Source organism: Streptomyces sp. NPDC058157 (genome assembly GCF_042884105.1).
In the GTDB taxonomy this organism is placed as follows: Bacteria; Actinomycetota; Actinomycetes; order Streptomycetales; family Streptomycetaceae; genus Streptomyces.
On sequence record NZ_JBHVUQ010000025.1, the window covers coordinates 50,215 to 61,602 of the forward strand.

General features: G+C 74.1%; 13 protein-coding genes. 6 read left to right on the top strand and 7 right to left on the bottom strand.

The features are described from left to right. Nucleotides 1-27: 27 nt before the first annotated feature. The 6 genes from ACFVXK_RS09415 to ACFVXK_RS09440 all read right to left on the bottom strand — a co-directional run bounded on the left by ACFVXK_RS09415 (nt 28) and on the right by ACFVXK_RS09440 (nt 5,794). A complete protein-coding gene (locus ACFVXK_RS09415) occupies nt 28-1,284 on the bottom strand; it encodes an HD-GYP domain-containing protein (RefSeq protein ID WP_389610917.1) in 1,257 nt (418 codons plus the stop codon). Next, entirely contained in the window at nt 1,281-2,819 is a 1,539-nt protein-coding gene (locus tag ACFVXK_RS09420) for an HD-GYP domain-containing protein (protein ID WP_389610918.1), read from the bottom strand. The genes ACFVXK_RS09415 and ACFVXK_RS09420 overlap by 4 nt, the downstream gene beginning before the upstream one ends. 185 nt (nt 2,820-3,004) lie before the next feature. Continuing rightward, the gene (gene rsrA / locus ACFVXK_RS09425; protein ID WP_045945881.1) at nt 3,005-3,307 is read right to left on the bottom strand and encodes a mycothiol system anti-sigma-R factor; all 303 of its coding nucleotides are present in this window, start codon (nt 3,305-3,307) and stop codon (nt 3,005-3,007) included. Beyond that, nucleotides 3,304-3,948, bottom strand: coding sequence for a sigma-70 family RNA polymerase sigma factor (locus ACFVXK_RS09430; RefSeq protein ID WP_007266438.1), 645 nt, complete (start codon nt 3,946-3,948; stop codon nt 3,304-3,306). Before ACFVXK_RS09430 ends, rsrA begins: the two co-directional genes overlap by 4 nt. Before the next feature lie 346 nt (nt 3,949-4,294). Beyond that, nucleotides 4,295-4,933 carry an alpha/beta family hydrolase gene (locus tag ACFVXK_RS09435; protein WP_389610919.1) on the bottom strand — a complete coding sequence of 213 codons (639 nt, stop codon included), beginning with the start codon at nt 4,931-4,933 and terminating at the stop codon, nt 4,295-4,297. A gap of 45 nt (nt 4,934-4,978) precedes the next feature. Next, the gene (locus ACFVXK_RS09440; RefSeq protein WP_389610920.1) at nt 4,979-5,794 is read right to left on the bottom strand and encodes an SOS response-associated peptidase; all 816 of its coding nucleotides are present in this window, start codon (nt 5,792-5,794) and stop codon (nt 4,979-4,981) included. A gap of 53 nt (nt 5,795-5,847) precedes the next feature. Here ACFVXK_RS09440 and ACFVXK_RS09445 point away from each other — a divergent pair, with 53 nt between their 5' ends. From ACFVXK_RS09445 to ACFVXK_RS09460, 4 genes are all read left to right on the top strand, one after another. After that, on the top strand, nt 5,848-6,561 hold the full coding sequence (locus ACFVXK_RS09445; protein ID WP_389610921.1) for a M50 family metallopeptidase: 714 nt from the start codon (nt 5,848-5,850) through the stop codon (nt 6,559-6,561). Between the two features lie 53 nt (nt 6,562-6,614). Continuing rightward, the gene (aroA, locus tag ACFVXK_RS09450) at nt 6,615-7,967 is read left to right on the top strand and encodes a 3-phosphoshikimate 1-carboxyvinyltransferase (protein WP_389610922.1); all 1,353 of its coding nucleotides are present in this window, start codon (nt 6,615-6,617) and stop codon (nt 7,965-7,967) included. A 10-nt stretch (nt 7,968-7,977) separates the two neighbouring features. Further along, on the top strand, nt 7,978-8,988 hold the full coding sequence (gene rsgA, locus ACFVXK_RS09455) for a ribosome small subunit-dependent GTPase A (protein WP_389610923.1): 1,011 nt from the start codon (nt 7,978-7,980) through the stop codon (nt 8,986-8,988). Between the two features lie 91 nt (nt 8,989-9,079). Beyond that, nucleotides 9,080-9,403: a multidrug efflux SMR transporter gene (locus ACFVXK_RS09460; protein ID WP_007266432.1), complete on the top strand. Its 324-nt coding sequence runs from the start codon at nt 9,080-9,082 to the stop codon at nt 9,401-9,403. Here the strand turns inward: ACFVXK_RS09460 and ACFVXK_RS09465 are convergent. Continuing rightward, on the bottom strand, nt 9,369-9,929 hold the full coding sequence (locus ACFVXK_RS09465; RefSeq protein WP_389610924.1) for a TetR/AcrR family transcriptional regulator: 561 nt from the start codon (nt 9,927-9,929) through the stop codon (nt 9,369-9,371). The genes ACFVXK_RS09460 and ACFVXK_RS09465 overlap by 35 nt on opposite strands. A 153-nt stretch (nt 9,930-10,082) precedes the next feature. Between ACFVXK_RS09465 and hisN the strand changes: the two genes are divergently transcribed. Next, a complete protein-coding gene (hisN, locus tag ACFVXK_RS09470; protein WP_389610925.1) occupies nt 10,083-10,889 on the top strand; it encodes a histidinol-phosphatase in 807 nt (268 codons plus the stop codon). A gap of 135 nt (nt 10,890-11,024) precedes the next feature. Then, nucleotides 11,025-11,388: cyclic nucleotide-binding/CBS domain-containing protein (locus ACFVXK_RS09475; RefSeq protein WP_389610926.1), on the top strand; the 364-nt coding region annotated here is incomplete at its 3' end.

Genomic DNA, 11,388 nt, shown 5'->3' on the forward strand with positions numbered 1-11,388 from the left:
CTCGGACGACCGCTCATTACCCATGGGTTACCCCGGTGGAGCGGGAACGACTCTGCCGCGTCCGCCCCTGGCCAGAACCCTCGCCAGGGACTCCACGACCTCCGGCTGGTAGTCGTGCCCGGTGCCCAGGCGGAGGCGTTCCAGGGCGGCCAGTGAGCCGGCCGGGTGACGGCCGTCCCCGGCCAGGTCGTCGTAGGCGTTGACCGCGCGCACGATCCGGGCGGCGACGGGCTGCTGCCGGTACGGGTCGGCCTGCCGTTCCACGATCACGGCGACCTCCGCCGGCACCCCGGTCTGCCGGGCCACCTCCCCGCCGAGCCCGGCGATCCGGCGGGCCTCGTCGGGGGCCAGCTCGGCGGTGGCCCCGCCGGGGACGGGGTCGACGAGGGAGAGCTGCCCGATGTCGTGCATCAGGGCCGCGTACTCCAGCACCGTGAGCTCCCGCTCGGAGAGCCCCAGCTCCCGGCCGACGGCGCGGCTGAGGGTGGCCACCCGGCGGGAGTGGCCGGGGGCGGTGCAGCCCGCGATCTCGGTGGCGCGGGCCAGGGAGGTGATGGTCTGGCGGTAGGTGGTGCGGACGGCGTCGATGCGGTGGAAGGAGAGCTGGGTCAGCAGCAGCGGGACGCTGAACACCGGCAGGGCCCACAGGCCGGCCACGGCCACGCCGAGCGCCATGACGACGCCGGTGGCGCAGATGGCGGAGCCGATCCCGAGCTGGGCGCGCAGCTCGTCGCGCAGCAGCGGTCCGAAGCGCCAGCCGGTGCGGGCTGCGGCGAGTGCGGCGGCCAGGACGGCGTCGCACAGGGCGGTGAGCCCCAGCAGCAGCACCAGGAACAGGACGAGGTAGGGTCCCTGGCCGATCCGGTGGGTGAGGCGGCCGGAGCCGTAGAGGGGCTGGAAGCAGGCGGCGGCGAAGGCGACGGCCAGGACCCGGCGGGCCACGTGGTCGAGGGCGGGGGCGTGGCCGCGGGCGATGTGCGGGACGGTCCCGGCCAGGGCGGCCGCCACGACGACGGCGACGGTCTGGAGCACGCCGTGGTGGGTGGGCTGCCCGGCGTCCTGGCCGAGCAGGGCGTAGGCGAGGGCCCCGGCGGAGCCGAGCGGGGCGGGGCGGCGGTCCTCGGCGGGGTGGTCGCGGCGGGCGAGTTCCCCGATGGTGATCAGGGTGGCGAAGGCGAGGGCGGTGCCGGGTTCGGCGACCCCGGTCCACAGGGTGTGTCCCAGCGCGCCCGCGGTGAGCAGGGCCGCGGCCCCCCGCACGGCCCAGCCGGCGAACGCCCTCACGGGCCGCCGGCCTTGCCCTGTCCAGGTGAACCGGCGGCCTCGCGCCCCTGGGCGGGCATCACGGGCGGGGTCTGCGGTCCGGCTCCGCGGGTGCCGGCCCCGGCGATGGCCCGGGCGGCCCGGAGGTCCTCGTCCGAGGTGACCACGGGGTGCCAGCCGTGCCGCCCGACGGCGGAGGTCAGGGCCCGCACCATGGCCGGGTCGAACTGGGAGCCGGCGCAGCGCCGGAGCTCGGCGAGGGCGGTCTCCACCGGCCGGGCCCGGCTGTAGGAGCGGGTCGAGGTCATCGCGTCGAAGGAGTCGGCCACCGCCACCACCCGGGCCAGCACCGGGATCTGCTCCCCGCTCAGCCCGTACGGGTAGCCGGAGCCGTCGACCCGTTCGTGGTGGTGCAGGATCGCCGAGCGGGCCTCGCCGAGGAAGCCGATGCCGCGCACCATCTCGTGCCCGTACTCGGGGTGCAGTTCGACGACCCGGCGCTCCTCGGGCGTCAGCGGCCCGTTCTTGCGCAGCAGCCGGGTCGGCACGCCCAGTTTGCCGACGTCGTGGAGGATCCCGGCGATGCGGACGACTTCGAGGCGGTCGTCGGCCATGCCCAGCTCGCGGGCGATCATCTCGGAGGCCTGGCCCACGCGCTCGCTGTGCCCGCGCGTGTAGCGGTCCTTGATGTCGACGGCCTGGACGAGGGCGCGGATGGTGGCCTGGTGCGCGGCGTGTTCGCGCTGGTACTGGGCGAAGACCCAGCAGGAGATGTACATCGGGAGCAGGACCAGCAGCGCGGCCGGGGGGCCGTAGGGGCTGTGCCACATCACGGCCATCATCAGGCCGACGAGTCCGTGCAGGCAGTAGGGGGCGAGGGCCGGGGCGCCCGCCCCGGCCGGCGGCCGCAGGAGCGCGGCCGGTCCGCGCCGGGACGCGGTGGCGGTCGCGGTGGCCGTGGCGGTGTCGGTGGCCGTGGCGGTGTCGGTGGCGGTCGCGGTGGCCGTGGCCGTGGCGGTGGCGGTGGCCGTGCCGGTGGCGGGGCGGCCTTCGGCGGCGGCGAGGACGGCCGTGTCGAGGGCGGTGAGCACCAGGCAGAAGACGACGGCGGCGACGGCGGCCGGCAGCAGCGCGTACGGGAAGGCGGCCGCCCCGGCGAGGGCTTCGCGGCCGCCCAGGACCCCGTAGGCCCGTCCGGCCGCCCAGGCGGCGACGGCCTGCTGGGCGGCGTGCCAGATCCGGCGGACGGCGACGGGGCGCTGGGGGGCGGGCTGGGCGAACCCGCCGGGCAGGGCCACGAGCGCGGCGGCGGCCGGGGGCAGCAGGAAGACGGCGGCCAGCACCACCGGGAAGAAGGGGCCGGTCCCTTCGGGCGCCCCGCGCCCGCGCAGCGGCAGCACCCGGGCCGCCTCGCAGCCCAGGCAGAGCGCGGCCAGCAGTCCCACGGCCGGCCAGGGCACGGCGGATCCGGGACGGAGGGCGGGGGTGACGCACGCGGCGGCCGCGAGCACCGCGCCCAGGACGCAGGCGCGCGCTGCCGGCGGAAGGACCCGCATGGCGCTCTCCTCCCCTGGGACGTGCATTCCGGGTACCGCTTCGGAAGGGGTACCGCGAGGGGAGAATAAATCGGCCCCCGTGCGAAGCGGGGGACATTTTCGTATTGCCCCGTACGGGCGCCCCCGGATTAGCACCTTCGAGTGAATGAACGGTGCTTCCGGGGGCGGTTGCAGAGGGCGGCGGATCAGCCGCCGGCGGGGTCCGCGGTGACGTCGTGGTCAGGAACGGCCTGGCCCGAGCGGATCAGTTCGATCCGGCCCATGACCTTGGAACGCAGGTCGGTCGGTACGTCGTCCGAGCCGCAGCAGCGCTTGACCAGCTTCTTCACGGCCTGCTCCAGGCCGTACTTCTCCAGACAGGGATTGCACTCGCCGAAATGCGTCTCGAACTTGGTGCAGTCGCTGTCGGGCATCTCGTGGTCCAGGAACTCGTACAGATGATCCAGGACCTCGGAGCACTCCGTCTCGTGCGGCTCTCCGCAGCTCATGAGCCCGAGCCTTTCAGGTCGTTCGACTCTCCCGCGCCCGCGGGGACCAGCCCGCGCTCGCGGGCGTAGTCCTCCAGCATTCCGCGGAGTTGACGGCGGCCACGGTGCAGCCGGGACATGACCGTACCGATGGGTGTACCCATGATGTCCGCGATCTCCTTGTACGCAAAGCCCTCTACGTCGGCAAGATAGACCGCGATGCGGAACTCCTCGGGAATGGCCTGGAGGGCCTCCTTCACATCGGAATCCGGCAGGTGGTCGAGCGCCTGCGATTCGGCCGAACGCAGACCGGTCGACATGTGCGACTCGGCGCGCGCCAGCTGCCAGTCCTCGATCTCCTCCGCGGCGCTGCGCTGCGGCTCGCGCTGCTTCTTGCGGTAGGAGTTGATGAAGGTGTTGGTCAGGATGCGGTAGAGCCACGCCTTGAGGTTGGTGCCCTCGCGGAACTGGTGGAAGGACGCGTACGCCTTGGCGTACGTCTCCTGGACCAGGTCCTCGGCGTCGGCCGGGTTGCGCGTCATGCGCAGGGCGGCGGAGTACATCTGGTCGAGGTAGCCGAGGGCGTCCCGCTCGAACCGCGCGTTGCGCTCAGCGGTCGTCTCCTGCGCCTGGCCTTCGTCGGTCCCAGCGACAGGACCCACCTCCTCCGACAGCGTGGCGGCTCCGAAAGCGGATCCGCTCGAATCGGAGAATAGTCGACCTTCCCGGCCCTCCGCCGCTCGAACCGAGCCGCGCTTGGGCGCCGGAAGGACCGTCCAGTCCAGGTCAGCGGCCTGCCGACGGTTCTGGCTGATGACCTGGGTCATGCGCTCCCTCTCCTCCGACGTCTTTTCCCTGCTTACCGACACTCGGCACAACAGGAGCCCGGGCCCGCGCATTCCCGGGCGCGGCAAGGGATCCGGCGGTTTCGCGGCGGCCGTGGGCGGGTCGGGTGAGCGGGATCACGCGGGGGTGCGGGGCGAATCTGTCAGGTCGGTGGCGAGGGGGTCAGCCGAGGAGCCGGGCGAGCCAGGGGGCGACCGCCCCGGTGATCACCGCGAGGGCCTCGTCCTGGGTGAGGTCCGCCTTCTTGGGCACCGCGAAGCCGTGGTCCCCGTGGGCCACCTCCACCAGCTCGTACGCCCCGTCGGGGAACTCCTCGGGGCGCCCGAAGGGGTCGCGTCCGCCCTGGAGGACGAGGGTGGGCCGGCCGGCCTCCAGCAGCTCGTCGGCCCGGGACTTCTCGGGCTTGCCCGGCGGGTGCAGGGGGAAGGCCAGCGCGAGGACCCCGGCCGCGCCCAGTTCCGCGGCGGTCCGGCAGGCCACGCGGGCCCCGGCGCTCCGGCCGCCGACGACCACGGGCAGCCCGGGCCGGGCGAGGCCGGGCCACAGGCCCCGCCAGCCCTCGTCGAGGACCTTGGGGGCGGCGGCGACCTTCTTCCCGGCGACCCGCCAGGGCTGCTCGACCAGGGCGACGGTGAACCCGTGCGCGGGCAGGGCGGCGGCCAGGGCCTGGAGGTCGCGGGCCTCGATCCCGCCGCCGGCGCCGTGGCCGAGGGCGAGGACGGCCTTGGCCGCGCGGGCGGTGTGCCAGGTGACGCGGGCCTGCCCGGCCGGGGTGTCGACGGTCTCGCTGCGCGTGGTCATGCCCCCATCGTGCCGGGCGGCGGACGCGGCACCGCGCACCACGGGCTAGAACAGCGTGCCTTCCTCGGGGGCTTCGAGTTCGCCCAGCAGCTCGGGACCGTTGTTGCGGACGTTGCTCACGGCGGTGGAGACCGGGTAGGCCCGCATCAGGCCGCCCGGCGGCGGCGCCAGCAGTTCGCGCAGCCCGGTCTCGTCGGTGCGGGCGGGGTCCAGCCAGGCGTCCCAGCGGTCCGGGGTGAGCATCAGCGGCATCCGGGGGTGGATGTCGGACAGGGAGCGCGGCCCCTCGGCGGGGGCGGCGCCCAGCGGGGTGGTCTCGGCCTCGGCGGTGATCACCGAGCAGGTGGCCCACCAGGCCTGCGGGTGGTCGGGGGGCAGGGTGGCGTCCCGCCAGAACTCGTAGATCCCGGCCATCGCGAAGACGGAGCCGTCGGCGGGGAGCACGAAGTAGGGCTGCTTGCGGGCCCGCTTCTTCTTGCCCTCCACCTCCAGCTGCCGTTCGTCGTGGGCGGTGACCCACTCGTAGTAGCCGTCGGCGGGGACGATGCAGCGCCGCTGGGCGAAGGGGCGCCGGAAGGAGGGCTTCTCGTGCAGGGTCTCGGACCGGGCGTTGATCATCCGGGCGGCGCCCTCGGGGTTCTTGGCCCAGGAGGGGACCAGGCCCCACTTCAGTGTCCGCAACTGGCGAACCGGGCGCGGGTCCCGCGCGTCTTTGAGGGGACGGTCGAGGACCACGTGGACCTCTTTCGTCGGCGCCACGTTGAAGTCGGGGGCCAGGGTCTCCTCGGGCTCCCACCGCTCGATGCCGAATATCCCCGCCAGCTCCTCCGGCGTCCGACCGGCCGCAAACCTTCCGCACATGGCTGACACACTGCCACGAGCACCGCCCCCCACCGCAAGGAGTGCGCCACTCCATGGACAGCAGCAGCACCGCCGGTCTCTGGGACCGGCTGACCGGGATACAGACCGCGCCGGCCGCATGGCTGGTGGCCGCCGCCGGCCTGGCCGCCCTGGCCGTCGTGGCCTGGCGGCCGCTGTGGCTGCCGGCCCGCAACGCGATCACCATCGCGCACGAGGGCGGCCACGGGCTGGTGGCCCGGCTGAGCGGCCGCCGGCTGGAGGGGATCCGGCTGCACTCGGACACCAGCGGGGTGACCGTCAGCTGGGGCAAGCCGACCGGGATCGGGATGGTCCTGACGGCCGCCGCCGGGTACACGGCGCCCTCGCTGCTGGGCCTGGGCGGGGCGGCGCTGCTGTCGGCGCACCGGATCACGGTGCTGCTGTGGGCGGCGACCGCGCTGCTGGCGCTGCTGCTGGTGCGGGTCCGCAACGCGTACGGGGTGCTGACGGTGGTGCTGGCCGGGGCGGCGTTCGTGCTGGTGTCCTGGCTGGCCTCGGAGCCGGTGCAGGCGGTGTTCGCGTACGCGGTGGTGTGGTTCCTGCTGCTGGGCGGGGTGCGTCCGGTCTTCGAGCTCCAGCGCAAGCGGCGCGGGGGCGGGGCCCCGGACTCCGACGCCGACCAGCTGGGGCGGCTCACGCACCTGCACCCGGTGGTCTGGCTGGGCTTCTTCCACACGGTCGCGCTGTGCTGCCTGGTGGGCGGCGGGCGCTGGCTGCTCGGCCTGTGAGACGCGGGAGCGATCAAGATCCGGGGTGGCGGGGAGCCACTAAAGTGGGGGCCATGACCGAGACCCCCGCGCTCCACCCCCTCTGGCCCGCTCCGCTCGCCGAGGGCGCCGTCCACGCCACCGTCACCGTGCCGGGGTCCAAATCGGTCACCAACCGCGCCCTCGTGCTCGCCGCCCTGGCCGCCGAGCCGGGCTGGGTGCGCCGTCCGCTGCGCTCGCGCGACTCGCAGCTGATGTCGGACGCGCTGCGCGCCCTGGGCGTCGGCATCGAGGAGACGGTCTCCTCCAGCTCCGCCGGGGCGGGCGCTGGCGGCGAGGCCTGGCGGATCATCCCGGCGGCCCTGCACGGTCCGGCCACCGTCGACGTCGGCAACGCGGGCACGGTCATGCGCTTCCTGCCGCCCGTCGCCACCCTGGCCGCCGGCGACATCCGCTTCGACGGGGACCCGCGCTCCTACGAGCGCCCGCTCGGCGAGGTCATCAACGCCCTGCGCGCCCTGGGCGCCCGGATCGAGGACGACGGCCGCGGCGCGCTGCCGCTGACCGTCCACGGCGGTGGCGCCCTGGAGGGCGGCACGGTCGAGATCGACGCCTCGAACTCCTCGCAGTTCGTCTCGGCGCTGCTGCTGTCCGCCCCCCGCTTCAACCAGGGCGTCGAGGTCCGGCACACCGGTGCGACCCTGCCGTCGATGCCGCACATCCGGATGACGGTGGAGATGCTGCGCGCGGCGGGCGCCCAGGTCGACACCCCCGAGGCCGGGGGCGAGAAGAACATGTGGCGGGTCGCGCCGAGCGCGCTGCTGGGCCGCGACCTGGTCGTCGAGCCGGACCTGTCCAACGCCCAGCCCTTCCTGGCGGCGGCGCTGATCACCGGCGGCACGGTCACCATCCCGGACTGGCCGCGCCGCACCACGCAGCCCGGTGACGAGCTGCGCCGGATCTTCACCGAGATGGGCGGCTCCTGCGAGCTGACCGACGCGGGCCTGGTCTTCACCGGCACCGGCCGGATCCACGGCATCGACGTGGACCTGGGCGAGGTCGGCGAGCTGACCCCGGGCATCGCCGCGGTGGCGGCCCTGGCCGACTCCCCGTCGACCCTGCGCGGGGTGGCCCACCTGCGGCTGCACGAGACGGACCGGCTGGCCGCGCTCACCAAGGAGATCAACGAGCTCGGCGGCGACGTCACCGAGACGGCGGACGGGCTGCACATCCGCCCGCGCCCGCTGCACGGCGGGGTCTTCCACACCTACGACGACCACCGCATGGCCACGGCGGGCGCGGTGATCGGCCTGGCCGTGAAGGGCGTGGAGATCGAGAACGTGGCGACGACCGCCAAGACGCTGCCCGACTTCCCGAAGATGTGGACGGACATGCTCTCCGGGGCGGATGCGGGAGCGGGAGCGTAGGGGCCCGGTCATGCGCAGGTACGGCAAGCACACCGACGAGGACGACATCCGCCAGCGCCCGAACCCCAAGGGCAACCGGGCGCGGACCAACATCCGGCCCAAGCACGAGGACGCCGCCGACGGCTTCGTCCTCACCGTCGACCGGGGCCGGCTGACCTGCCTGGTCGACGATCGCAAGATCACCGCCATGAAGGCCCGCGAGCTGGGCCGCAAGGCGGCTGTGGTCGGCGACCACGTGTCGCTCGTCGGCGACCTGTCCGGCAAGAAGGACACCCTCGCCCGGATCGTGCGGATCCAGGACCGCAAGTCCGTCCTGCGGCGCACCGCGGACGACGACGACCCGTACGAGCGGGTGGTCGTCGCCAACGCCGACCAGCTGGCCATCGTGACGGCCCTGGCGGACCCGGAGCCGCGGCCCCGGATGATCGACCGCTGTCTGGTGGCGGCGTACGACGCGGGGCTGGAGCCCCTGCTGGTGCTCACCAAGTCGGACCTGACCTCGGCGGACAAGATCCTGGAGGTCTACTCGACCTTCGGTCTGAACTACGTGGTGACCAACCGCGAGGAGCTGGCGACGGGCGACGCCGCCGAGCGGGTCCGGGAGCGGCTGGAGGGCCGGATCACCGCCTTCGTCGGCCACTCGGGCGTGGGCAAGACCACGCTGGTGAACTCGCTGGTCGGCGAGGGCCGCCAGCGGGCCACCGGCCACGTCAACGCGGTCACCGGCCGCGGCCGCCACACGACCACCTCGGCCCTGGCCCTGCCGCTGCCCTCCGGGGACGGCTGGGTCATCGACACCCCGGGCGTGCGCTCCTTCGGCCTGCACCACGTGGACCCCTCGCGGGTGGTGCTCGCCTTCCCGGACCTGGTGCCGGGCACGGAGGAGTGCCCGCGGGCGTGCAGCCACGACGAGCCGGACTGCGCGCTGGACCGATGGGTGGAGGACGGCCACGCGGATCCGGCGCGGCTGTACTCGCTGCGCCGGCTGCTGGGGACGCGCGAGCGCCGCGAAGGCGACTGATCGTCCGGCGGGGTTTGCGTCACGCCCGGTCTGGTAAATGCATAATCCCACCACGTGACGCGATGTCACCTGAGGCGGGGAGGCATTCGACATGGCGTGGCTGCTGGTCGTGGTCGCGGGAATCCTGGAGACCGGTTTCGCGGTCTGCCTCAAGCTGTCCCACGGGTTCACCCGGCTGTGGCCGACGATCGCCTTCGCGTGCTTCGCGCTCGGCAGCTTCGGCCTGCTGACCCTGGCCCTCAAGAAGCTGGACGTGGGCCCGGCGTACGCGGTGTGGACGGGCATCGGCGCGGCCGGGACCGCCATCTACGGCATGGTCTTCCTCGGGGACCTGGTCTCCACCCTCAAGCTCGTCTCGATCACGCTGGTCATCCTGGGCGTCATCGGCCTGCAGCTCTCCGGCTCGGCCCACTGAGCAGCCGCAGCAGATCCCGCTCCCCCGGCTCCTCCCCCGGGGCGACCACGTAGGACAGCGCGAGCCGGACGGCGAGCTCGCAGCGGCGGGGCGGCTCCTGCGGCAGCGCGGCGGCGGCCCGGTCGCGGGCGGCCCGGGTCAGCTCACCCGGCCCGACCGCGTACCGGCTCCCGGCCGGGGGCGGGGCGGGCAGGGCCGGGTCCCAGGCCCCGGTCAGCAGGGCCCGTACGAGGGCCCGCGCGCGGGCGGCCCCCACGGTCCACTCGGCGACCGCCGCGAGCCGCTCCCCGGCGGTGTGCCCGGGCGGGGCGGCGGCCAGCGTGCGGTCCACCCCGTCGAGGTACCAGTCGGCCGCGCGGCGCACCAGGGCCCGGCCGAGGCCCTCCTTGCCGCCGAACTCGTTGTAGAGGGTCTGCCGCGAGACCCCGGCGGCGTTGGCGACCTCCACCATCCGCACGGCCGGCCAGGGGCGGGCGCACAGCGCCGCTTCGGCCGCTTCCAGCAAGGATTCCCGGGCCGCCGACATCCGTCGCCTCCCCCGCCGCTCACGCCGGCCGGCGGTCACCGGGCCTGGCTCTCCCGCAAGATTTGACGGACCGCCAGATCCTGTCAAGGGCGCCTCCCGGCCGTACCGTGGACGCCGTTCGCCGGGCCGGTGGACTCTCGGTACTGTTCGGGCATGTCCACGTATGACGACGACCTGCGCCTCGCCCTCGAACTCGCCGACGCGGCGGACGCCGCGACCATGCAGCGGTTCCGTGCCCTCGACCTCAAGGTGGAGACGAAGCCGGACATGACCCCGGTGAGCGAGGCCGACCAGGCCGCCGAGGAGATCGTCCGGGCCGGGATCCTGGCCGCGCGGCCGGACGACGCGATCCTCGGCGAGGAGTACGGGCTCAAGGGCGAGGGCCCGCGCCGCTGGGTCGTGGACCCGATCGACGGGACGAAGAACTACGTGCGCGGGGTACCCGTGTGGGCGACCCTGATCTCCCTCATGGAGGAGGGCGAGGACGGCGTGTTCCGACCGGTCGTCGGCGTGGTGTCGGCCCCGGCGCTGGGCCGCCGCTGGTGGGCCTCGCAGGGCGGGGGCGCCTTCGCGGGCGGCGCGCTGGGCGAGCCCGCGGGCCCGATCGGCGTCTCGAAGGTGGCCTCCCTGGCCGACGCCTCGTTCGCCTTCTCCTCCCTGACCGGCTGGGAGGAGCTGGGCCGGCTGCCCGGGTTCCTGGAGCTGACCCGCGCCTGCTGGCGCACGCGCGGTTACGGGGACTTCTGGCCGTACATGATGGTCGCCGAGGGCTCCCTGGACCTGTGCGCCGAGCCGGAGCTGAACCTGTGGGACATGGCGGCCCTCGCGGTCGTGGTCCAGGAGGCGGGTGGCCGGTTCACGAGCATCGACGGCGTGGACGGGGTGCACGGCGGCAACGCGGCCGCCTCGAACGGGCTGCTGCACGGCGAGATGCTGGGCTTCCTGCGCCCCTCCGCCTGATCCCGGCGCGCGGGGGCGTGCGCTCAGCGCGCCCCCTTGATGACGCTGCGTATGCGTGGGAATCTGGGACCCCCCCGCTTGTGCGCTTGTGAAGCGGTTCTCGAAGCGGGACTCACCCAGGAGGTGGTTCTCTTCATGCTCGTCCGTGACGCCATGAGCACCGTGATCCTCACCCTCGGACCTGCCCATACCCTCCGTCAGGCGGCCTGCCTGATGTCCGGCCGCCGGGTCGGGGCGGCCGTCGTCCTCGACCCCGACCACAGCGGCATCGGCATCCTCACCGAGCGCGACATCCTCAACTCGATCGGCGCCGGCCACGACCCCGACCGGGAGTCGGTGGGCGCGCACACCACGAACAACGTCGTCTTCTGCACCCCCGAGGCCACCGTGGCGGAAGCCGCCGAGGCGATGGCCGTCGGCGGCTTCCGGCACCTGGTCGTGCTGGAGGACGGCGGCCCGGTGGGCATCGTCTCCGTCCGTGACGTCATCCGCTCCCAGG